The sequence below is a fragment of the Caballeronia concitans genome (assembly GCF_001544615.1).
Classification (GTDB): Bacteria; Pseudomonadota; Gammaproteobacteria; order Burkholderiales; family Burkholderiaceae; genus Caballeronia; species Caballeronia concitans.
Genome location: NZ_FCNV02000014.1, coordinates 17,193 through 38,665, shown reverse-complemented (window position 1 = coordinate 38,665; position 21,473 = coordinate 17,193). Strand labels below are relative to the sequence as shown.

Annotated in this window: 17 protein-coding genes and 4 pseudogenes; 12 read left to right on the top strand and 9 right to left on the bottom strand. The window is 61.9% G+C overall.

The window, feature by feature from the left end; translation table 11 throughout:
- Positions 1 to 45: 45 nt before the first annotated feature.
- A complete protein-coding gene (locus AWB72_RS24245; RefSeq protein ID WP_040053436.1) occupies positions 46 to 438 on the bottom strand; it encodes a RidA family protein in 393 nt (130 codons plus the stop codon).
- Between the two features lie 229 nt (positions 439 to 667).
- Here AWB72_RS24245 and AWB72_RS24240 point away from each other — a divergent pair, with 229 nt between their 5' ends.
- Positions 668 to 1,249 carry a flavin reductase family protein gene (locus tag AWB72_RS24240; RefSeq protein ID WP_040053435.1) on the top strand — a complete coding sequence of 194 codons (582 nt, stop codon included), beginning with the start codon at positions 668 to 670 and terminating at the stop codon, positions 1,247 to 1,249.
- Between the two features lie 21 nt (positions 1,250 to 1,270).
- Here AWB72_RS24240 and AWB72_RS28670 read toward each other — a convergent pair whose 3' ends face one another.
- Entirely contained in the window at positions 1,271 to 1,480 is a 210-nt protein-coding gene (locus tag AWB72_RS28670; protein WP_143754679.1) for a hypothetical protein, read from the bottom strand.
- 121 nt (positions 1,481 to 1,601) lie between these two features.
- Between AWB72_RS28670 and AWB72_RS24235 the strand changes: the two genes are divergently transcribed.
- The 4 genes and pseudogenes from AWB72_RS24235 to AWB72_RS24220 all read left to right on the top strand — a co-directional run bounded on the left by AWB72_RS24235 (position 1,602) and on the right by AWB72_RS24220 (position 6,277).
- A complete protein-coding gene (locus AWB72_RS24235) occupies positions 1,602 to 2,519 on the top strand; it encodes a LysR family transcriptional regulator (RefSeq protein WP_040053433.1) in 918 nt (305 codons plus the stop codon).
- A gap of 175 nt (positions 2,520 to 2,694) precedes the next feature.
- Entirely contained in the window at positions 2,695 to 4,023 is a 1,329-nt protein-coding gene (locus AWB72_RS24230) for an MFS transporter (protein ID WP_052450148.1), read from the top strand.
- A gap of 56 nt (positions 4,024 to 4,079) precedes the next feature.
- Positions 4,080 to 5,285: pseudogene (locus tag AWB72_RS24225) on the top strand (CaiB/BaiF CoA transferase family protein).
- Positions 5,282 to 6,277 carry a hydroxymethylglutaryl-CoA lyase gene (locus AWB72_RS24220; RefSeq protein ID WP_040053432.1) on the top strand — a complete coding sequence of 332 codons (996 nt, stop codon included), beginning with the start codon at positions 5,282 to 5,284 and terminating at the stop codon, positions 6,275 to 6,277. The pseudogene AWB72_RS24225 and the gene AWB72_RS24220 overlap by 4 nt, the downstream one beginning before the upstream one ends.
- 3 nt (positions 6,278 to 6,280) lie before the next feature.
- On the opposite strand, the gene AWB72_RS28665 is transcribed toward AWB72_RS24220, so the two are convergent.
- Positions 6,281 to 6,532: a hypothetical protein gene (locus AWB72_RS28665; RefSeq protein ID WP_143754678.1), complete on the bottom strand. Its 252-nt coding sequence runs from the start codon at positions 6,530 to 6,532 to the stop codon at positions 6,281 to 6,283.
- Positions 6,533 to 6,697: 165 nt separating this feature from the next.
- Here AWB72_RS28665 and coxB point away from each other — a divergent pair, with 165 nt between their 5' ends.
- The 4 genes from coxB to AWB72_RS24200 are packed head-to-tail and all read left to right on the top strand — an operon-like array spanning position 6,698 to position 12,110.
- Complete coding sequence (gene coxB / locus AWB72_RS24215) at positions 6,698 to 7,690, top strand: cytochrome c oxidase subunit II (protein ID WP_244285739.1); 993 nt, start codon at positions 6,698 to 6,700, stop codon at positions 7,688 to 7,690.
- Between the two features lie 10 nt (positions 7,691 to 7,700).
- Complete coding sequence (gene ctaD, locus AWB72_RS24210) at positions 7,701 to 10,301, top strand: cytochrome c oxidase subunit I (RefSeq protein ID WP_052450147.1); 2,601 nt, start codon at positions 7,701 to 7,703, stop codon at positions 10,299 to 10,301.
- A complete protein-coding gene (locus AWB72_RS24205; protein WP_244285732.1) occupies positions 10,244 to 10,774 on the top strand; it encodes a hypothetical protein in 531 nt (176 codons plus the stop codon). The genes ctaD and AWB72_RS24205 overlap by 58 nt, the downstream gene beginning before the upstream one ends.
- 1 nt (position 10,775) lies before the next feature.
- Entirely contained in the window at positions 10,776 to 12,110 is a 1,335-nt protein-coding gene (locus AWB72_RS24200; protein ID WP_040053430.1) for a c-type cytochrome, read from the top strand.
- An 8-nt stretch (positions 12,111 to 12,118) separates the two neighbouring features.
- Here the strand turns inward: AWB72_RS24200 and chrA are convergent, their stop codons facing one another.
- Positions 12,119 to 13,351, bottom strand: coding sequence for a chromate efflux transporter (chrA, locus tag AWB72_RS24195; RefSeq protein ID WP_040053429.1), 1,233 nt, complete (start codon positions 13,349 to 13,351; stop codon positions 12,119 to 12,121).
- Positions 13,352 to 13,462: 111 nt separating this feature from the next.
- Complete coding sequence (locus tag AWB72_RS24190) at positions 13,463 to 13,756, bottom strand: GYD domain-containing protein (RefSeq protein ID WP_040053428.1); 294 nt, start codon at positions 13,754 to 13,756, stop codon at positions 13,463 to 13,465.
- Between the two features lie 591 nt (positions 13,757 to 14,347).
- Between AWB72_RS24190 and AWB72_RS24185 the strand changes: the two genes are divergently transcribed.
- Positions 14,348 to 15,349, top strand: coding sequence for a sugar-transfer associated ATP-grasp domain-containing protein (locus tag AWB72_RS24185; RefSeq protein ID WP_052450146.1), 1,002 nt, complete (start codon positions 14,348 to 14,350; stop codon positions 15,347 to 15,349).
- Positions 15,350 to 15,355: 6 nt separating this feature from the next.
- Here AWB72_RS24185 and AWB72_RS29850 read toward each other — a convergent pair.
- From AWB72_RS29850 to AWB72_RS29840, 3 pseudogenes are all read right to left on the bottom strand, one after another.
- Positions 15,356 to 16,126 (bottom strand): annotated as a pseudogene (locus AWB72_RS29850) (GAF domain-containing protein); the annotation flags it as partial.
- A gap of 171 nt (positions 16,127 to 16,297) precedes the next feature.
- A pseudogene (locus AWB72_RS29845) lies at positions 16,298 to 16,636 on the bottom strand (response regulator transcription factor); the annotation flags it as partial.
- A 213-nt stretch (positions 16,637 to 16,849) separates the two neighbouring features.
- Positions 16,850 to 19,147, bottom strand: a pseudogene (locus AWB72_RS29840) (chemotaxis protein CheB); the annotation flags it as partial.
- A 294-nt stretch (positions 19,148 to 19,441) separates the two neighbouring features.
- On the opposite strand from AWB72_RS29840, the gene AWB72_RS24175 reads away from it, so the two are divergent.
- Together AWB72_RS24175 and AWB72_RS24170 are read left to right on the top strand one after the other, a co-directional pair.
- Positions 19,442 to 20,323, top strand: coding sequence for a class I SAM-dependent methyltransferase (locus tag AWB72_RS24175; RefSeq protein WP_040053427.1), 882 nt, complete (start codon positions 19,442 to 19,444; stop codon positions 20,321 to 20,323).
- Between the two features lie 210 nt (positions 20,324 to 20,533).
- Positions 20,534 to 20,926 carry a hypothetical protein gene (locus tag AWB72_RS24170; RefSeq protein WP_040053426.1) on the top strand — a complete coding sequence of 131 codons (393 nt, stop codon included), beginning with the start codon at positions 20,534 to 20,536 and terminating at the stop codon, positions 20,924 to 20,926.
- Positions 20,927 to 21,116: 190 nt separating this feature from the next.
- Here the strand turns inward: AWB72_RS24170 and AWB72_RS24165 are convergent, their stop codons facing one another.
- On the bottom strand, positions 21,117 to 21,389 hold the full coding sequence (locus tag AWB72_RS24165) for a hypothetical protein (RefSeq protein ID WP_084593139.1): 273 nt from the start codon (positions 21,387 to 21,389) through the stop codon (positions 21,117 to 21,119).
- Between the last annotated feature and the right edge of the window lie 84 nt (positions 21,390 to 21,473).

Below are 21,473 nucleotides of genomic sequence, written 5' to 3'. Positions count from 1 at the left end.
CCGCCTTCGAATATCGAGTGAGTCGCGATGATGCACACCTCTGGCTTAGACCGCTGCCACGCAGTCGATCTCGATGTCGAAACGTCCGGGCCATGCGGGCACGTTGATGAAGATGCGGGCAGGCGGCTCCGGTCCGAAGAAGCGCGCATAGATCTCGTTGACGACGGGAAACAGTTCGACCGACGTGCAATAGACATTGCACTTGAGCACCTGATCCAGCGACGATCCCGCCGTCTCGACGCACAGCTTCAGTTGCTCCAGCACGCGTTGCGTCTGCTGTTCGATGGGCGCATCGAGCACTTCGCCGGTCTGCGGATCGAAGGGCGGAAGACCGGACACGTAGACCGTGTCGCCATGACGCGTGGCAACGGAGGTCGGCGCCTTCCAGCGCTCGAGCCAGCTGGACAACGGTTCCACACGAATGATTTCGCGTGCCATCTGCTGCTCCTTGAATGCAAGACGTTTCCTGCGGCATACAAAATGCCAACGGCTATCGCCGCCCGCACGATATGCCGTGTGCTGTTGCACTGCAAAAATGCGAAGCGACCGCGCGCATCTAGTTGATTCTCCGCGAAATCAAAGGCGCGCGCATCGGAGGAGCCGGCAGCGTGCTCCGTCCCGATAACGCCTACAATCTCGCGTCTCTTAGTCCAAACGGATTCCGCCCATGTCCCGATTCGTCCCCGTCGCGCTCGAACACGCGAGCCGCCTCGTCAATCATGGCCCGACCGTGCTCGTGACGAGCGCCCACGGCGAGCGCCGCAACATAATGGCCGCCGCCTGGTCGATGCCCGTCGAATTCACGCCGCCGCGCATCGCTATCGTGATCGACAAGAGCACGTACACGCGCGAACTCATCGCGGCGAGCGGATCGTTCGGCGTCTGTGTGCCGGGAGCGGCGGCGATCGACCTGACGTATGCCGTTGGCACGGCGAGCGGCCGCGACATCGACAAGTTCGATGCATTCGGTATTCAATCGACAAAAGGCCAAATACTCGGCGTGCCGCTCATCGAGCAGGACTGCGCCGCGTGGCTCGAATGCCGGCTGATCAGCGAGCCGCATACGGAAGCCGCGTACGACACGTGTTTCGCGGAAGTCGTCGCGGCCGCGGCGGACGAGCGCGTGTTTGCGAACGGCCACTGGAGTCTCGATGAATCGAATGCAGAATTACATACGATTCACCATTTGGGCGCGGGGAAATTCGCGCGGGCATCGGACGTGCGGCAGGCGAGGGCACTGCCGCGTTGATCGCGCATCGCCCGCGAGAGGTCATGACTTGCGATTCGGCTCGGCCTCGGTATCCGTGCCGGTCTTGCCATCGCTTCGATTGGTGACGGCGCCGGTCTCGTCGAGAAGATCGTCGAGGTCGTCGCTATCGGCGTCCGATGGTTCATCGGGTGGCGTGGACATCAATTGAATAACGCATGCCACATTGTCATGTGGTGCGGGCACGTATGCCCCGAGGCGTGAAGTCGTCAAGATGTCCTCCAGTGTCTGAGATGGCATAAGCGCGGGAATCGATCAGCAAGCGCTTTGCCTGCATCGGCACGTTTGCGCCTTTGCGCCGCCGAATGACGCAATACTTTGAGAGTGACTTGCGATGAACCTGCACCGCCTCGATCTGGTTTCTCTGTCCCTGTTCAGTCTGATCGTCCGGGCCGGCAGCATCAGCAAAGGCGCGGCACTGGCCAATCTGGCGGTCGGAGCGGCGAGCAAGCGCATCTCGGACCTCGAAGGGGCCGTGGGCGCGAGCCTTCTGGAACGCCATTCTCGCGGCGTCACGCGCAGCGTCGCGGGGCAGGCCTTGTACGATCACGCGCAACGCATTCTTCACGATGTCGACCGGCTCGCCGCCGATCTATCGGACTATGCGTCCGGCATGGTCGGCATCGTGCGACTATGGGCGAACACGTCAGCGATCACGCAGTTCCTGCCGTCCGACATCGCGAGCTTCACGGAGGCGAACCCGGGCATACGCATCGAGCTGGAAGAGCAAAACAGCAGGGACATCGTGCTCGCGTTGCTCGACGGCCGTGCGGATCTCGGCATCTTCGCGGACCGCACGCCGGCCCTGGGCATTCACTTGACGAACTATCACGCCGATCGCCTCGTGCTCGTCATGCCCCGGTCGCATCCTTTGGCCGCGCGGCGTTCCATCGCCTTCGAAGAAGCACTCGAATACGACTTCGTGAGTCTTTCGAAGGGCACCTCGCTCGCCGAACGCATGCAGATGGAAGCGGAAGCGCTGGGGCGGCATCTCAAGTTGCGCATCCGGGTACGCAGCTTCGACGCCATGCTTCAAATGGTTGCGGCGGGCATGGGCGTCGCGGTGCTTCCATCGCTGGCCGTGCATGCGCTCGTGCGATCGCTCAATCTGCGTCAGGTTCCCCTGAAGGACGCATGGACCGAGCGCCAGCTTTTGATCGGCATGCGGGACCCGAATGCAGTTTCGCGCCACGTGCGCCTTCTCGTCGATCATCTCTGCAAGACGCAGAGTAGTCGGTCGACATCGAACTGACACCGCTTCAGCTTTCGCAGACCGCGAAAGCTCGTTTCGCCTCTTTGCGCTTCTCCGTCGTAGGCCGCGCCATCAGTATGTCTCCATGCGCCACCAGAGCGCCCGATTCTTATTGGCAGCCGCACTCCATGCATAGCGATGAGCGCACGGAGTCCGGCGATAACCGGAGACGAACATGAACGAGACCCTATCGGCCAGCATCGACCTGCCGACTCCCGACGAAGCGCGCACCGTGCGCAAGGTCGCATGGCGAATCATGCCCCTCATCATGGTTTGCTATCTGTTCGCATTCTTCGACCGCATCAACATCAGCTTCGCCAAATTCGCGCTTCAAAGCGATCTCGGCCTGACCGATACGGCCTATGGCCTCGGCGCGGGTCTTTTCGTCGTGGGCTATGTGCTTTTCGAAGTGCCCAGCAACATGATGCTTTACAAGGTCGGCGCGCGCCGCTGGATCTGCCGGATCATGATTTCGTGGGGCATCGCGACTGCGTTGATGGCCTTCGTGCAGACCGAATGGCAGTTCTACACGCTGCGCTTTCTGATCGGCGCGATGGAAGCGGGCTTCGCACCCGGCGTCCTTTTCTATCTGACGCTATGGTTTCCGGTGGCGTATCGCGGCCGCATCACGTCCATGCTGTTTCTGGCTTCGGCGTTCGCGGGGATTCTCGGCGGTCCTGTCGCGGGTCTCGTACTGGCGAACATGGAAGGCGTGCTCGGCATGCGCGGCTGGCACTGGCTCTTTCTGGTCGGCGGCTTGCCCTGTGTGGCGCTCGGCTATCTCGTGTTCAAGGTGCTGAAGGACCGCATCGAAGACGCGACGTGGCTCACGCGCGATGAACAGGCCATGCTGTCGAACCGGATCGCCGATCAAAACCGGCACATCGGCGGACACTCGCTGATCGGCGCGCTGAAGACGCCCGGCTTTCTCAAACTCGGGCTCGTCTACTTCATGATCCAGGTCTGCTCTTACGGCCTCAATTTCTGGGCGCCTCATCTGATTCGCACGTCGGGCATCACGCATCCGACGACGATCGGCTTCCTCACCGCCGTCCCGTATCTGTGCGGCGCGATCACGATGGTCGCGGTCGGCCGCCTGTCCGATGCGAGCGGCCATCGCAGCCGTTTCGTCGCGGGGCTGATGCTGCTCGCTGCAATCGGCTTCCTGTGCGCCGGTATCTTCGACAAGCACACGAGCCTTCTGATCGCCGCGCTCGCGGTGATGGGCGCGGGCATCATCGCGTCCGTTCCGGCCTTCTGGGCGCTGCCGCCGAAGCTCGTGACGGGCGCGGGCGCAGCAGGCGGCATCGCGCTCATCAACACGCTGGGTCAACTGGGCGGCATCGTCAGCCCGGTGATGGTGGGCCATATCAAGGACGTCACGGGCAGCACGACACCGGCGCTGTATGTGATCGGCGGCATTGCGCTCGTCTGCGCGGCCATGTTGATCTTCGCCTTGCCCGCAAGACTGCGCGTGCGCGAAGAACATGCCGTTGCGCGATAAATGCGCAATCATCGTAAAGCCCCGAGATAGGGAAGACATCTGAAGGAGCATCACCCATGAACAACGTCATGTCCGCTGCCGCTTTGCAAGGCGTGCGCGTCATCGAGATGGGGCAGCTGATCGCAGGGCCCTTCGCAGGCAAGACGCTCGGCGAGTTCGGCGCGGACGTCATCAAGATCGAAGCGCCCGGCAGCGGCGACCCGTTGCGCAACTGGCGTCTCATCAAGGACGGCACATCGGTATGGTGGCAAGTGCAATCGCGCAACAAGCGCTCCATCGCGCTCGATCTGCGCAGTCCGGAAGGCTAGGACATCGCCCGCAAGCTGATTGCCGAAGCGGACGTGCTGATCGAAAACTTCCGTCCGGGCACGCTCGAACGCTGGGGGCTCGGTTGGGACGAACTGTCGAGCGTCAATCCCGGCCTCGTCATGCTGCGCATCTCGGGCTATGGGCAGACCGGGCCTTTTCGTGATCTGCCGGGCTTCGGCGCGATCGGCGAAGCGATGGGCGGGCTGCGGCATCTGACCGGCGAGCCTGGGCGGGTGCCGGTGCGTTGCGGCATCTCCATCGGCGATACGCTCGCGGCGCTGCACGGCACCATCGGCATTCTCACTGCGCTTTATCATCGCAAGGTGAATGGCGGGAAGGGGCAAGTCATCGATGTCGCGTTGAACGAGGCCGTCTTCAACGTGATGGAGAGCCTGATTCCCGAGTACAGCGCGTTCGGCGCGGTGCGGGAAGCAGCGGGCAGCGCGCTGCCGGGCATTGCGCCGTCGAATGCGTATCGCTGTTCGGACGGGTACGTGCTGATCGCGGGCAATGGCGACAGCATCTTCAAGCGTTTGATGCAGACCATCGGCCGCGACGATCTGGGCGCGGCGCCCGATCTCGCGGATAACGCGGGACGTGTCGCACGCGCTGACGAACTCGATCGGGCCATCGAAGCGTGGACGCTCACGCAACCCGTGCAGCATATCCTCGAAAGTCTCGGCGCGGCGGGCGTGCCGGCGGGCAAGGTCTACACGGCGCAGGACATCGCGGAAGATCCGCATTACCGCGCGCGCGACATGATCCTTTCTCAAACCACGCGCGACGGTTACGAAGTAGAAGTGCCGGGCGTCGTGCCGAAGCTGCTCGGCACGCCGGGCACGGTGCGCAGTTCGGCCCCCGGACTCGGCGACGACACCGACGACGTCCTGCGGGAACTCGGTTATTCGACGCAAGATATCGCCGCATTGCGCGGCAGAAAGGTGGTCGCATGAAGCTCTGGAACGGCGCCGGACGGCGCATCTACATGCAGGAAGTCGGCACGCGCGATGGCCTCCAGGCGGAGTCCGCGTTCGTTGCGACGGAAGAGAAAATCGCGCTCGTCGATGCCTTGTCGCGCGCCGGCGTGGCGAAGATCGAAGTGACCGCGTTCGTTTCGCCTAGGGTGATTCCTGCCTTGAGCGATGCGGATGCCGTGCTGCGCGGCATCGAGCGCCGGCCAGGCGTCGTGTACAGCGCGCTCGTGCCGAACGTGCGCGGCGCGGAGCGGGCAATCGAAGCCCGCGCGGACGAATTGAATCTCGTGATGTCCGCGAGCGAAACGCACAATCTCGCGAACCTGCGAATGACGCGCAGCCAGTCGTTCGACGCGCTCTCGGCGGTGGCCCATATCGCACGCGATACGGGTGTCGCGATAAATGTTTCGTTATCCTGTGCATTTGGTTGCCCGATGGAGGGCAACGTGGCCGAGTCCACCGTGATGGAGTGGTGCGACGCTTTCATCGGCACGATCGGCGCGCGCGGCGTCACGTTATGCGATACCACCGGCATGGCGTATCCGACTCAGGTGGCCGCGCTCGCGAGCGCGTTTCGCACGCGCTGGCCGGACACCGAACTCACGCTGCACTTTCACAACACGCGCGGCATGGGACTCGCGAACGTGCTCGCGGGCATCGACGCGGGAGCGCACCGGTTCGATGCGTCGCTCGGCGGCATCGGCGGATGTCCGTATGCGCCGGGCGCGACGGGCAACGTGTGCAGCGAGGAGATCGTGCATGCGCTTGAACTCATGGGCTACGACACGGGCGTGAATCTCGGCGGCCTCATCGATGCCGCGAAGCGCCTGCCCGCGCTCATCGGCCATGACATTCCTAGCCAGATCGTGAAGGCCGGCCGCCGCCTCGACTTGCATCGCCCGCCGGCCGACTTCGGAGCGATCCGTGAACGCGCGCATGGCCGGCCGTTGCCGGCGGCACCGCAAGTTTGAATATCACTTGCCGTACATGTGGAAGTCGAAGTATTTGGCTTCGATCTTGCGATCCATCCCGTCACCGCAGCCTACGCGAAGCAGCGCGTCGCGGTGAGAGCCTTCGCGCCCGCCGTGCAGGACCAGCTTTAAATCGTGACGAACGCATTGCAGCCGATGCCCGTCGTCGCTGAAACGTTCTGCGCGGAAGTCAAAGAAGCCTTTGCGAAAGTCGTGAAAGCGTAAGCCCCTATCAATACGTTCGAAAGCATTCACTAATGCGACTTACCTGATGCAGTGAATGCGCGATGCATGCAGGTATGAGGACTGCTATCTCGCGTGCTCCAGCGTGGCATCGAAGGAGCGAATGTGATTGCGATACGCCGGCTTTCGGCATGGACATGCCGGCTCGGCGCGACGTGCGTAGTCGCGCTGTACGCCCTGTGCGCGTGGGCCGACAACGGAACATCGGAGAGTCAGGAAGCGGTGGCGCACGAATCGGCACCGCTCGCGTATTTTTTGCGCAGCAAGGGACCGGCTGCACATCCGGTGCTGCGCCTCGACTGGATACTCACGGCTATCTGCTGTTTCGTGTGTCTCGCCATCGCGGTGATGCTCATCATCGCCATGTTCCGGCGTCGCAAGCAGCAGGACCCGCGCGCGCTGACATCGAAAGGCGGCGTGAGCTTCGTCTATGTCGGCACCGCTATTTCGACGGTCGCGCTGCTGGGCATCGGCGTCTACATGCTGATGGTGCTGGCCGAAGTCGCCGATCCGCCGCGCACGCCCGCGCTCACCGTCACCGTGACCGCGTATGACTGGTGGTGGAAAGTCGACTACGGCGACGGCCCGACTCACTTCACGACCGCCAATGAACTGCACATTCCCGTAGGCGTGCCGGTGCTCGTGCAACTCAAGAGCGCCGACGTGATTCACGCTTTCTGGGTGCCTGAACTATCCGGCAAGACGCAGACGATACCGGGCGTCGTGAATCGGCAGTGGATTCAGGCGGATCGCCCGGGCGTGTTTCGCGGGCAATGCACGCAGTATTGCGGCTTGCAGCACGCACACATGGCCTTCGAGGTTTATGCAGAGCCGCAAGCGGAATTCGAACGATGGATGACCGCTCAACGCGCGCCTGCGCCTGCGCCGTCCACGGTGCAGGCCGTGCGCGGCGCGAAGCTCTTCGAAGAGCGGTGCGCGGGCTGTCATACGGTGCGCGGCAGCCCGGCCGCCGGCGTGCAGGCACCGGATCTCACGCATGTGCTGTCGCGCAGGCTGATCGCGGCGGGTACGGTCGTCAATACGCCGGACAATCTGATGAACTGGGTTCAGCACGTGCAGGAGATCAAGCCCGGAACGCTCATGCCCGACATGAAACTCACGCCCGCCGAAGCGGGGGATTTGTCGGCGTATCTCGCTGCTCTCAGGTAAGGAAGACACGATGTCCGCAACGAGCGATCGCAGCATGAAGCAGATGGACCGCGTCGCGTTCCGTCGAGAGCCGGACTTTGGCCGCGTGCCGCAAGGTTCGGAAGACGAGAAGCGTTTGCGCGAGATATGGGAAGGCGAATCGGGCTGGCGCGGCTTCATCACGACGGTCGATCACAAGAAGATCGGCTTGCGCTATATCGTCACCGCGTTCGTGTTTCTGCTGATCGGTGGCGTCGAAGCATTATTGATGCGTCTGCAGCTCGCGCGGCCCAACGAAACGCTGCTCACGCCCGACCAGTACGCGCAACTCTTCACGATGCACGGCGTGACGATGATCTTTCTGTACGCGCTGCCGGTGCTGAGTGGATTCGCCAACTTTCTGTGGCCGCTCATGCTCGGTTCGCGCGACATGGCGTTTCCTCGCCTCAATGCGCTTTCGTACTGGGTGTTTCTGTTCGCAGGCGTGTTTCTGTATTGCAGCTTCCCGTTCGGTCAGGCGCCCAATGCGGGATGGTTCAACTACGTGCCGCTGTCGTCGCTCGAATATAGCCGTGGCCCGAATATCGATGTCTATTCGCTCGGCATGGTGCTGCTCGGCATATCGACGACCGTGGGCGCAGTGAATTTCGTCGTGACGCTCTTTCGCATGCGCGCGGTGGGCATGTCGGTGGACCGGCTGCCGATCATCGTATGGGGCACGCTGACGGTCTCGTTCGCGAACCTGCTCGCCGTGCCCGCCGTGAGCCTCGCGTTCTTCCTGCTATGGATGGATCGCAACATCGGCACGCATTTCTTCGACGTCGCCGCCGACGGCCGCCCGTTGCTCTGGCAACACCTCTTCTGGATGTTCGCGCATCCGTGGGTCTACGTGGTCGTGCTGCCTGCGATGGGCATCGTCTCCGACGCGTTGCCGACGTTCAGCAGGCGTCCGCTCGTCGCGTATGCGGCGGTCGCGATGTCCACCGTCGCCACGATGATCATCGGCTTCGAAGTATGGATTCATCACATGTTCGCAACCGGCATCGCGCCGCTCGCGCTCGCGTTCTTCGGCGCAGCGAGCGTGCTCATCACGATACCGAGCGCGGTCGCCGTCTTCGCATGGATCGCGACGATATGGATGGGCCGCCCCGTCTTCACCGTGCCGTTCCTCTACTTCGCGAGCTTCGTGCTGATGTTCGTGATCGGCGGTGTATCGGGCGTGATGACGGCCGCCGTGCCGCTCGACTGGCAACTCAACGAAACTTACTTCGTCGTGGCGCATTTGCATTACGTGCTGCTCGGCATCAACGTGTTTCCGGTATTCGGCGGCATAACTTACTGGTTTCCGAAATTCACCGGGCGGCTCATGAACGAGACCATCGGGAAGATCGCGTTCTGGATCGTCTTCGTGGGCTTCAATCTCGGCTTCTTTCCGATGCACATCTCGGGCCTTCTCGGCATGCCGCGCCGCATTTACACGTATCCGGACGGCATGGGTTGGGACACGTCGAATCTCATTACGACGATAGGTTCATTCCTGCTGGGCATCGGTGTACTGGTGTTCGCGGTGAACGCGCTCGTCTCCGCACGACGCGGAAAGATCGCGCCGTCGAATCCGTGGGATGCGCCCGGCCTCGAATGGTCGCTGCCTTCGCCGCCGCCGCCGTACAACTTCGCGGTGCTTCCGATTGTCGAGTCGCGTCATCCGATGTGGGAGGATCGTTTGCAGCGGTCGGGACGGCGCTCGAGTCTCGAAGAAGGTTACCTGCTTCATCAAGGGCGCGAGTCGCTCGGCGTGCATCCGTTCACCGGCAAGCCCGATGTCATTCTCAAGATGCCGGACGACGCGTGGTCTCCGTTCTTCCTCGGACTCTTCACCGCGCTGACGTTTCTCGGCATGCTGCTGCGATCGCCGTCGATGACGCTCGCCGCATTCGCCGCGAGCGGCGCGACGCTCATTGCATGGATGTGGCCTCGTCGATCGCTCGCGCAACGTGAACCGCCCAAGCCGGAACAAACCACGCCGGCACGCAGCGCGAAGAAGCGGGACGCGCTTCCCGTCGGCAGCGCGGGCGAACATTCGGGCGGATGGTGGGGCGTGCTCGCGCTCGTCGTGACCGAGGCGAGTCTCTTCGGTTATCTCATCTTCGCGTATTTCTATTCGCAATCGCAGACGCAACTCGCGTGGCCGCCCGAAGGCATGCCGAAGATCGGCATCGGCGCAATGAGTACGGCGGTGCTGATATTGAGCAGTGTGTTCGCGTGGCTGTCCGAACGCACGCTCAGGAAAAGCCGCACACGACCGGCGTTCTGGCTGATGGTTATCGCCATTCTGCTCGGGTGTCTCTTCGTCGGCATTCAGATGAAGGAATGGCACGATCATGCATATGGCGTGAGCGCCCATCTATACGGCTCTCTGTACTACACGATCACCGGCTTCCATCTGGCGCACGTGCTCGTCGGCATCGTGATTCTGGTGTTGCTGGCCACATGGATCGCGCTCGGTTACTTCGATGCCGAGCGCAATGCGCCCATGCGTATCGGCGGCTTGTACTGGCACTTCGTCGATGTCGTATGGCTCTTCATCTTCACTTCGCTTTACGTGACGCCGTTCTGGCTGAGGGGCCATTGATGCAGGGCTCCGCATCCGACGCGCTGAAACTCACTCACGCTGAAAAGCGCCGCCTTGCATGGTGCGCGGGCGCCGGCTTTTTCCTTTCGCCGGGCGCGTGGCTCTTACAAGTGATCGTCTCCGAAACGATCTCCGCGCAGACCTGCGACACGACCGTGCCGCTCGACTCTCCCGGCGTTGCGCATATGCACGCCTGGTTGTGGGCGATATCCATCGTCGCGCTGCTTATTTCCTTCGTATGCGCGGCGCTTGCTTTGCGCGGCTTCATCTTTTTGCATAAGAAACATCGACGCATGAAGGAGCGGACGAAAGACAGTGAGTTGAAAGAAGAGCCGCCTCGTGAAGAAGAGGAAATCAGCCGCAAGCGCTTTATTGCGTTATGCAGTGCGTTGATCGGTTGCGGATTCGTCGTCGGAATCGTATTCACGATCCTTGCGGAAGTGTTTCTCGTCTCTTGCAGTCAATGGCATTGATATGAACGCGCCAAGAAGCTCGACACGCCTTATCGCCTCGATGCTGCTCGCAGCGGCCACGGTGCTCGCCGGATGCAGCGGAAGCGCGGACGATCATCTTCCGCGCGACATCGACGCGCAATCACCGATGACGAGTGACCCGAAGCTCATCGCACGCGGCGAATATCTCGCAAAGGTGGGCGATTGCGCGGCCTGTCACGATGCCGCGGATCACACGCCGCTCGGCGGCGGCATGGCGGTCAATTCCCCGTTCGGGCCGATCTATGCCAGCAACATCACGCCCGATCCGGTATACGGCATCGGACGCTATACATTGAAGGAATTGTCGGACGCGATCCGCTATGGCAAGCGTCGCGACGGCAAGCGTCTTTATCCCGCGATGCCTTATGCGTCGTTCGCGCATATGACGGATGACGACGTAACCGCGCTCTATGCCTACCTCATGCACGGCCTCAAGCCCGCGGCGAAGCGCGCGCCCGAGACGCATCTGCCGTTTCCGTTCAATCAGCGCTGGGGCATGCTGTTCTGGGACTTCGCGTTCGGCAATCGCGATGAATACGCGCCGGACCGGAAGCAGAGCGCGCAATGGAATCGCGGCGCTTATATCGTGCAAGGTCTCGGACATTGCGGCGCATGTCACACGCCGCGCGGCCCTGCTTATAACGAGCTTGGCTATAGCGAAAAGTCACCGCTGTATCTGACTGGCGGCGCGAACGATCACTGGCTGGCGCCGAATCTCACAGGCGATCCGGGAAGCGGATTGGGGCGATGGTCGCAACAGGACATCGTCGATTTCTTGCGCACGGGACACGGCGCCGGAGCAATCGCCTTCGGTGCGATGGCGCCCGCGATCGAAGAGAGCACGCAATACATGACGAATGCCGACTTGAACGCGATAGCGGTGTATCTCAAGTCACTGCCGCCGCAGCACAGGTACGGCAGCTATGACAACAACGCGCACGCCAAAGTGCAGACCGAGCGAAGCCTGAAGACCGGCGAGAAGGAATTGCCCGGCGCTGGCGTGTATCTGTCGTTCTGCGCGCGTTGTCATCAGGCCGATGGAAGCGGGCAACCCGGCAAGGCAGCGGCGCTTGCGGGCAATCCTGCCGTGCTGTCGGATGACCCGACCTCCGTCATGCGTATCGTCATTGAAGGAAGCAAGAGTCCGGCGACCGGGACCGGGCCTGCCGTGCAGAAGATGCCGGGCTTTAACGATCAACTCACGTCGAGTCAGATCGCAGACGTGGTCACGTTCATCAGGGGCACATGGGGTAATCACGCGAGGCCGGTGTCGGATCGGCAGGTCGAGCGGCTTCGTTCGGCAATTCATAAATAAGCATCGATTTAACGCAGGACAGCTTCTGCAATACCGGCGAATGCGCAAAGCATGACCACGACGAGCGGCGGAACCTTCCAGCGCGTCAGAAGAAAGAAGCCAATGACGGCAATGGCGAAGTCGGAGCGGGTATTCACTGCGCTGGTCCAGACCGGCGAGTAGAGCGCCATTGCCAGCAGTCCGACGACGGCCGCATTCACGCCCGACAACGCAGCGGCCGTGGACGGGCGCGCCCGCAACGCTTGCCAGTAAGGCAATGCGGCAAGCACGAGAAGCAGACCGGGCAGGAAGATGCCGACCGTCGCAAGCATGGCGCCGCAAAGGTGACTTTGCATCGCGGTCATGGTCCAGCCAAGAAAGGCAGCGAACGTGAACAGCGGACCTGGAACGGCCTGCGCGGCGCCATATCCCGCGAGAAATGCATTCGACGATACCCAGCCCGTCGCCACGGTTTCCTGCTGAAGAAGCGGCAGCACGACGTGACCGCCGCCGAAGACCAGCGCGCCCGAGCGATAGAACGCATCGAATATCCGGACCGTGTGCGTTGAATCGATCGACGCGAGTGCCGGGAGCCCGACGAGAAGCGCACAGAAGACAATGAGCGCGAGTGCGCCTGCGAAACGCGACACGCGAAACTCATGCGTGTGCTCGTGCGTCGTTGCGATGCTCACCGGTCCGCTCGTCCTGTACCATGCAACGCCGAGCAGCGCACCCAGCAAGATAGCGATGAGTTGCGCGTAAGCGGTATCGATAAGGGCGAGCAATGCGATTGTCGCGAGCGCGATTCCTGCCCGCCGATGATCCGGACACAATCGCCGCGCCATTTCCCACACGGCTTGCGCAACGACCGCAACCGCGACGAGTTTCAGCCCGTGAATCAGGCCGCTGCCGAATGGGCCGCGCATCGACGGAGCAATGCTTGCAAAGCCGATCAGCAGCGCAACCGATGGCAGCGTGAAGCCGCACCATGCCGCGATGCCGCCGAGCCAGCCCGCACGCAAGAGGCCGATGGAGAAACCCGCCTGACTGCTCGCGGGTCCGGGCAGGAACTGACAAAGGCCGACGAGATCGGTAAAGGTTTCGTCGTTGAGCCAGTGACGCCGCTCGACGAACTCACGGCGAAAATAGCCGATGTGCGCGACCGGTCCGCCGAACGACGTCAATCCGAGTTTAAAAAAGACCAGAAGTACTTCAAGTGCCGTGCCCGCGCGGCGATTGCGCGCCGACATGTTTGCTTCCATAGTGCGTTGGCTCACTCAAATGCCTCGTGCAAATACAAGGCGATGGTGAGCAACGATACACTGGCGCAGCGCCCGCGTGTGTGCATGGCGCGTGCGTTGCGCCTTTTGCATCTATTTGAGTCCGCCGACTATGCGCTCCATTTCGTCCTCGCCGAAAGCGCGCATCGTCGTCGTGCGTACGTTGCCTATTCCGCCGAGCGCCAGTCCAAGACGTGTTGCCGTTTCGTCGTCGGGTGAGTCGAAGGAGACAACGAGATCGTAGGAGCCGAGCGTCCAGTGCATCGCGCCGATGGTTACGCCCATTGCCTTGCTCGATTCGCGGAATGCGCGCGCCCGATTCACGGTGTCCTTGGCGGTACGCACGCCCTGATCGGTCCAGTTGAGCAGCATGATGTAAGTGGCCATGTTGTCCTCTCGAAGTGAAGTGAATCTGCCGCACGCGTGAATCGTGGCCGGTCCGTGAAGGACGGCCAGCGCAACACGACGTGCGCCGGATTTTCCATGCGTGCATAAAGACGCAAAGACGAAGGAAGACAAGGCGGCATTGCGCCTATGGGACGGGCGCTTACGCAGCAACGCCGCAGATAAAGGAACATCGTTTGAATGTTTCGCGTTCCGGCCTGGCACTTGGCGTTTAAGGCGACCGTCAGGTGCCAAAAAAATTATAGGCGACGCTCGAGCGTGCAAGAGCCGTCTATCGTCTGACAACATCGCGTATTTTCCGGGTGCATCTGTCGTATTGCTTACGTCGAAAGAGCGATGTAGTGAATTAGCAAGGTGAATTAACTCCAGCGGCGTCAAAACGCAGCGCTTATCCGCCAAGTTTTGTTTCATTAAGCGCTTGATAAGACCGCACTGGTTAACGTCCATGCTGGCACGAAGAACATCTACACGGACCGCACTATGTCACCCAAGCAGGTCAAGACCTTAGTCAAAGTTTCATGGCGGAATCTCTCATCCCGCCGTTTTCACTGGAGGCATGGCGTCGAGGCCCGAATGATCCGCCGCGCGATCGAAGAGAAGCACGGAAGAACGGACCCCGCTCAATTGCGGCTCGCCGATGCCTACGCATCCGACGTATTCGGCGACGCGTGTTACGCACCGTGGCTGCACGTCTATACGGCGCTGAGCGGCAAGTTCAAGGAAGGCTGGATTCCCGATAACTATTACGGCTGGGTCGTCGTTCCGAAACTGAAGGGACTCTACGGTCAGGTCTCGCACCTCAAGCCGGTTGCGCGGCTCCTCTTTCGCGACGACGCATTCCCGGATATCGCGTACTACGTGAACGGCATTTTCTATACCGCCGATCATATTGCCATTCCGGATTCGGAAGTCGCGAACATCGTGTTCCGCAGCACGGATAGCGTCGCGTTCAAGCTCGATCAGACGTCGCAAGGCAAGGGCGTCTTTCTGATGGATCGCAGAGAGTTCGATGTCGCGCGCATCCGCCAGCTCGGCAACGGCGTGCTGCAACGATTCATCGTGCAGCACGCATGGTTCGATCAGTTCGCATCGAAGGCGGTCGCCACGGTGCGTCTGACCACCGTCGTCGACGATGCGGGCCACGTCTCGTTGCGCGCGTGTTTCCTGCGCCTCGGCCGCGCCGCCGACACGTATATCCGGCCCGACAGCGAAGTGTGCGTACCCATCGACCTCGCAACCGGACGCCTCTTCAGCAAGGGCTATCTGAGCGACTGGACGGATGCCCACGCGCATCCCGACTCGAAAGTCACTTTCGAAGGTCTGACGTTGCCCGCGTTTTCCGCATGTGCCGACAAGGTCGTCGAGCTTCATGCGAAGGTGCCGTTTGCGCGCTGTATCGGCTGGGATCTGACTGTGGATTCCGATGGGAAAGTCGTGATACTCGAATGGAACGCCGAACACAACGACGTGAAATTCAGCGAAGCGACGCAAGGTCCGTGCTTTGCCGATCTGGGATGGGAGGCGCTCAAGTTGTCGCAACGGGATCGGCGAGTATCGCTTGCCGATAGTCCCTAAGCGACACTACACGCGCGCGGGCTCCGCGGCCCCCGCGTTGACATCGCGCGAAATGATGATGGCGGCCGTCTCCGCGAATGCCTGCGCGAGTTCGAGGTCCGAGGCGGCAGGCTCACGCGTATCCGCGAAATACATGGCGAGCGCGCCGACGAGCCTGCCATCGCGCGTCTTGACCGGAAACGACCAGCATCCGCGATAACCGAATTGCGACGCGAGCCAGAGCCAGTTCCGCCATTTCGGCTCCATGAAAATGTCCGGCGTGATGACGGGCTGGTCCATCGCGACGGCGAGTCCGCAAGCCAGTGATTCCGGCGAAATGATGAAGCCATCGACGCAGCGCGCGTATTCGTCGGACATGCCCACGACATGCCGCAGCGTGTTGCCCTCTGCGATATAGAACGCGCAGCGCCGGCCATCGTCGGCTTGTGCGACGAGCGTCTCCGTGAGAATGCCGAGTGACGTTTCGATCGGCGCACCGCTCATCGCGGCCTGGAACGCGTCCCTTTGCGCGGCGATCCAATGCTGGCTTCGCTGCAACAAGCGTTCGCTGTCGCGCAATGCTTCTTCCGCCTGCTTGCGCGCGGTGACGTCGCTTGCAGCGCCCAGCCATTCCTTGATGTTCCCGGCGTCGTCGAGAATGGGCAACGCACGCGAAAGCGTCCATCCGAGCGTGCCGTCCAGCCGCCGCACGCGATGCTCCAGCTCGAACATATGCTTTCCCGCGACGGCGCGCTTGATCGCCGCCTGCACGTCGGCTTGATCGTCCGGATGAATGTAGCCGGTCATCCAGCCTTCGCTTGCGGCTTTCATGTCGGGCAGAAGGCCCCGGCCATTCAGTTCGAGCATCTCGGACCAGTCGGCGCTCATTCGATACACCACGTCGGAGCTTGCCGATACGAACGCCCTGAAGCGCATTTCGCTTTCGCGCAAAGCCGCAGCGGAGCGCGCCCGTTCGATGAGCGCGGCCACACGCGCAAGCAGTTCGCGCGGCGAGAATGGCTTCGCGACGTAGTCATCGGCGCCGGCCACCAAACCTTCGACGGCAGCCGTTTCGCCGGCACGCGCCGTCACGAGCATGACGGGCGTGCATTTCAAGGCGGGATCGGCGCGCACTCTGCGCAGCAGTTCGAAGCCGTCCATTCCGGGCATCATGACGTCGGCAAGCACCACGTCCGGACGCCAGCTTGCAATCAGGCCGAGCGCAGCGTCCGCCTCCGCTACGGTCTCGACGCTCCAGCGCTCGCCCAGCAGGCGGCGCAGATAACGGCGCACGTCCGCGTTGTCGTCGACGACCACGATGCGTCCGTTCTGCGGCGCGCCGATAAAGCTGGCCTCATGATGGCGGCCGACGAGATCCTCCAGCACGCCGACGGCTTCCGGCTTGATATCGGTTACCCATCGCGTCGCCTGTTCCGCAAGATCCGCGACGATGTCCTTCGACGGCATCGCGATGCCCCGCGCAGACGTTTGCTTCGTATAACGAAACGATTTGTAGGGCATCCAGATGGTGAACGCGGTTCCATGTCCTTCGCGGCTGCGTACGCGAATCTGTCCGCCCATGCGGCTGATCAGATCGTGAACGATGGACAGCCCGATGCCCGCGCCTTCGGCCGTGCGTGCGCGCGTGCCTCGAACGCGATGAAAACGCTTGAAGATATTCGGAAGCTCGTCGCTCGGAATGCCGACGCCCGTGTCCGAAATCACCACCTCCGCGTGAAGGCGCAAGGCGAGCAGCTGAACGGTGATGCTTCCTTCGAACGTGAACTTCAGCGCGTTCGCCAGCAGATTCGAAACGAGGCTGCGCCACATGTCGGGTTCGACCGGCACCAACGGCATTTCCGGGTCGGAATGAATCTGGAATTCCAGCCCCGCCGCTTCTATCGCGCTGCGGAAATGACTCGCGACATCCACCGTCAACATGCACAAGTCGGTGAGTGCAAGCTGGGGCGGCTGGCGGCGCGATTCGATCTGCGAGAAGTCGAGTAAGTTGGTGACGAGCGACTGCAGCCGCCGCGCATTGCTCGCCGCCACTTTCACTTCTTCGGCGAGCGGCGCGGGCAGCAGGTCCTTGCTGCGGACGAGTTCGTCGAGCGGCGCGAGAAGCAATGTGAGCGGCGTGCGAAATTCGTGGCTGACGTTGGCGAAGAACTCGGTCTTGGCGCGGTCGACATCGGCGAGCCGGTCGAGTCGTTCGCGCTCGCGTTCCTTCGCCTGTCCTTCGGCAAGGCCGGCCGAAATCTGACGCACGACCAGATCGATGAAGCTGCGATACGCCTCGTCCCACGGCCGATGCGGCGACAATGCAAGCACCACGACGCCGAGCGGAGGCTCATCGGTGGCGGCGCGAATCGGACGCAGTTGCGCGGTCTGTGGCGGCAGTCCGCCTCCACGCACATGAGGAACGGGGCTCAAGCCGGGGCAACGGTTCGCGAGATCGTCGATGAAGAGGCCTTCGCTACCGTCGATGATCGATCCCGACAACGCACTCGCGATCGGCCAGAGAGCGTCGCTATCGAGATCGAGAACGCGCGGCGCGCTGCCCGCACCGGCTTCGATTCCGGTCGACGCGGCGAGCGTTGCCTGCCTCGTTCGTTCGTCGATCAGATAGATCAGCGCGAACGGCACGTCCTGTGGATATGACGCGAGCGCTGTGCCAACGCGTTCGCAGGCGTCGAGCACGCCTTGCGCGCCCGCCAGTTTCGAAGTCAACGCGCGCAACGCCAGCAGGCGGCGCTCGGACACGACATTCTTGGTCGTCTCCCACACGCTGTTGAAGACGCCCACGACCGAGCCGGTCGCGTCGCGTATGGGCGAATACGAGAACGCAGCGAACACTTCTTCGAAGAAGCCGTAGCGCTGAACGAGCAGCGGATAATCGTCCCCGCTCGCGGCAATGCCTTCGCTCAGCACGCGCTGAACCAGCGGACCGATGTGCGGCCATATTTCGGGCCACGTTTCTTGAGCGGGTGCGCCGAGCGCTTGCGGATGCTTGCTCACGCCGAGGAAAGCGCGCCACGCGTCGTTATAGATCTGGATGAATTGCGGCCCCCACCACACGGCCATCGGCGTGGGCGCATCGAGCGCGGTGCGGGCGGCCGCGCGCAACGCTTCCGGCCAACTCACTGCCGGACCGAGCGCGCTGAGCGACCAGTCGATTTCGCGTGCGCGCGCCGCGACCTCGGCGGCATCGCCGAACGTTCGACGGATCGACTCCACTTCGGAGCGCATCCTGGGACGGGGCGTGCGCGCGACGAGTTCGCCGACGAGATGTCCGAGTTCGTGCAACGGAACGACCATGTCCGCCGCGCCCGAGTCGATGACTGCGGCGGGCATCGACGGCTGCTCCGCGGTCTCCTCGCTTTGCGCGAGCACGCGGCCGCCCGTGCGATGCAATTCCATTGCACCCAGCGCGCCGTCTCTTCCCATGCCGGACAGCACGATGGCGATGGCGCGCGTGGAAAAGCTGTGCGCGACGGATTCGAGAAAGCGATCGATAGGCCGCTCAATGGCGCCCGTCTCGCAAGGCGTCAATGCGTACGATCCATCAGGCAGCAGTTCGAGGAAAGCGCGCGGCGGGCATATCGCGATCTGGCCGGGGAGAATGGATGCGCCGGAGCGGGCCCATTGCACGGCGAACGGCAGACGCGAGTAAATCTCCGGGAGCGTGGAGTCGGGCGGAAGATGCAGCACGACGACAATCGGCACCTCGAAATCGGGCGGAAGCGTACGCAGAACTTCCAGTGCAGCCGCCGACCCGCCTGCCGAACCGACGAGCGCCAAGACATCGAAGTCAGCCATCTCGGTCGATGACGCCGAGCGAATATTCATATGAAATATCGCGATTGCCTTCAGACAATGTAGCAGCTATTCACGCCGTCCGAATGGAATGCACGCAATCGTCGTGCGCGACGCAGCACGGTCAGAATCGGCCGGTCCCGGCGAATCACTTCGCGACTCCGAAGGCGTATGACCTGCGACATTGCAGGCGCCTTTCGAAATGCGGCACGCGGAAAGCGGCTGCCAACGCGGACAGGGCAAACGGCGAGGAACGCGCGTATCGTGTTGCTTTTCTCAAGCCCTGCACCGATCGCCATGAACCTCAGTCGCCCTGACCGGACACGTTGTGCCGCAGTTGCCGCCACGTTTCTTACGCTCGCCCTGACGGGCTGCGCGTCGTCGTCGATGCAGTCGCGGGATTCATCGCGTGAGTCGCAAACGCAAAGTGCAAACGCGATGTCGCTCGATGCCGCCATCGCCGGATCGCAACGCAGCGAGCGAGCGGGTGCGCGGGATGTGTATCGCCATCCGAAAGAGACACTGCAATTCTTCGATCTCACTCCGACGCAAACGGTATTGGAAATAGCGCCGGGCGGAGGATGGTACACGGACATACTCGCGCCTTACCTGCGCGACTCCGGACACTTGTATGAAGCGCAATATCTAAGCACATCCGCCGAGCTTGCCGCAGAAGATCGCGAGACCGATGCGAATTATCGGCGCAAGCTCGCGAATGCTCCGGCGCTATACGGGAACACGGTCGTCGGTACGTTGCGGGCGGGTCAGTTCGAAGGCTTCGACGCGCACGAGCAATTCGACCGCGTCTTCACGTTTCGAAACATCCACAACTGGATCAAGGACGGACAGATCGATGCCAACCTGCGCGCGTTTTACGGTGCGCTCAAGCATGGCGGCGAACTCGGTGTCGAAGAACATAGAGCGAAGCCGGGAACGACGCTCCAGCAGATGATCGACTCGGGTTACGTGACCGAGGCGTTCGTCATCGAGCATGCGCAAGCGGCCGGCTTCGTGCTCGTCGCGCGCAGTGAGATCAATGCGAATCCGAAGGATACGAAGGACTATCCGCACGGCGTGTGGTCGCTGCCGCCGACTTACGAGGGCGGCAACGTCGATCGGGCACGCTATGCCGCAATCGGCGAGTCGGATCGCATGACACTCAAGTTCGTCAAGCCTTAGCGATATCGCGTGCAACTCAAGGCACTCGATCGTAAGCGCGGATGCAATGCGTTTGAATTCGCTCGTCGGAAACTCACTCCGATCAAAGTATTCGGCTCTTGCGGCGTTTAGCGCTGCTTTATGCGTTAATCAGTGCTAGGCCTCCCGGTGATCCGTCGTCGAAGGTATCTTGCCCCCACTATCGGAAAGATTCTTGCGAGGAGGGGGAACATGGAAGCAAAACGTATTGAACGCATTGCCTCGGCCTTGCGACGCGCCGCCGAGCAGGAAAGGCTGCTGCCTTATCAGCGCTTTCACGCGATGTTCGGGCCGGACGATCCACTGGCAACTCGGTACGATGCGCTCGAGAAAGCAGTGGCTTCGCTCGGCGAACTTTCGGCCGTTGACTATGGCGCGTTGCTCACGCTCTACAACGGACTGCCCGGGCCCGAATTCTTTCGCCGTGCGAGGAAGCACCGCTTCGACGATTATGTCTCCGTGATGGGCGCGGGCATTCATTGGGAGTCGATCAAGCGCAAACGGGCGCTGGTCGAAGTGGAACGCCGCCGCGTCTATGATGACGCCAAACTCAAGGCCGCAGCCCGCGTCGTCGAGACGGTGTGAGTGCGGTGAACATAGCGACGTGAGTGGGGACAAAGCCGTGTGCAGAGGCGTTGCCATGCACACGGCATCGGCGTTTGCGTCTGTCGAAAGAACTCCAGCGAGATTGCTCGTGAGTTCGCCTTCAAATCACTCTCCCTCGATCATGAGACCGAGGGAGATCGCTATTTACGAAGCGCAGATCCCGAGCGCTTCATGGAAGGGGTTGTAACGCGGTCCAGCGCGTCCATCCCGCCGCGCTGTTCGGCGTACTGAGGCGCAACGCACGCGAGCCGTCGCGGAAAATCAGTGACTCGGTACGGCACGCGTTCGTATCGCGAATGCCGTACGTACCCACGTAGCCGAGTTCGCGAGTGAACGGTAGATTGCCTTGGCGCAGAAGGGCAAGATAAGCCTGAAATTCTTCTTCGCAGGTCTGACTGGCCCAGCGGTTCAACAGTGTCGCGACAAGTTCTGCATCACACATGGTTTCCTCCTGATTCGTGCCGTCTCCGTTGGCACGATGACAAAATAATTATTCTTGGTTAACCGACTCTGCAAACGCGCAGGT

Excerpts from the sequence above, each read along its gene's own strand:
- AWB72_RS24175 (WP_040053427.1), top strand. The coding sequence starts at position 19,442 with ATGAACCTCAGTCGCCCTGACCGGACACGTTGTGCCGCAGTTGCCGCC.
- AWB72_RS24205 (WP_244285732.1), top strand. The coding sequence starts at position 10,244 with ATGGCTCTTCATCTTCACTTCGCTTTACGTGACGCCGTTCTGGCTGAG.
- AWB72_RS24245 (WP_040053436.1), bottom strand. The coding sequence starts at position 438 with ATGGCACGCGAAATCATTCGTGTGGAACCGTTGTCCAGCTGGCTCGAG.
- ctaD (WP_052450147.1), top strand. The coding sequence starts at position 7,701 with ATGTCCGCAACGAGCGATCGCAGCATGAAGCAGATGGACCGCGTCGCG.
- AWB72_RS24240 (WP_040053435.1), top strand. The coding sequence starts at position 668 with ATGTCCCGATTCGTCCCCGTCGCGCTCGAACACGCGAGCCGCCTCGTC.
- AWB72_RS24170 (WP_040053426.1), top strand. The coding sequence starts at position 20,534 with ATGGAAGCAAAACGTATTGAACGCATTGCCTCGGCCTTGCGACGCGCC.
- AWB72_RS24235 (WP_040053433.1), top strand. The coding sequence starts at position 1,602 with ATGAACCTGCACCGCCTCGATCTGGTTTCTCTGTCCCTGTTCAGTCTG.
- AWB72_RS24200 (WP_040053430.1), top strand. The coding sequence starts at position 10,776 with ATGAACGCGCCAAGAAGCTCGACACGCCTTATCGCCTCGATGCTGCTC.
- chrA (WP_040053429.1), bottom strand. The coding sequence starts at position 13,351 with ATGGAAGCAAACATGTCGGCGCGCAATCGCCGCGCGGGCACGGCACTT.
- AWB72_RS24230 (WP_052450148.1), top strand. The coding sequence starts at position 2,695 with ATGAACGAGACCCTATCGGCCAGCATCGACCTGCCGACTCCCGACGAA.
- AWB72_RS24165 (WP_084593139.1), bottom strand. The coding sequence starts at position 21,389 with ATGTGTGATGCAGAACTTGTCGCGACACTGTTGAACCGCTGGGCCAGT.
- AWB72_RS24190 (WP_040053428.1), bottom strand. The coding sequence starts at position 13,756 with ATGGCCACTTACATCATGCTGCTCAACTGGACCGATCAGGGCGTGCGT.
- AWB72_RS24185 (WP_052450146.1), top strand. The coding sequence starts at position 14,348 with ATGATCCGCCGCGCGATCGAAGAGAAGCACGGAAGAACGGACCCCGCT.
- AWB72_RS24220 (WP_040053432.1), top strand. The coding sequence starts at position 5,282 with ATGAAGCTCTGGAACGGCGCCGGACGGCGCATCTACATGCAGGAAGTC.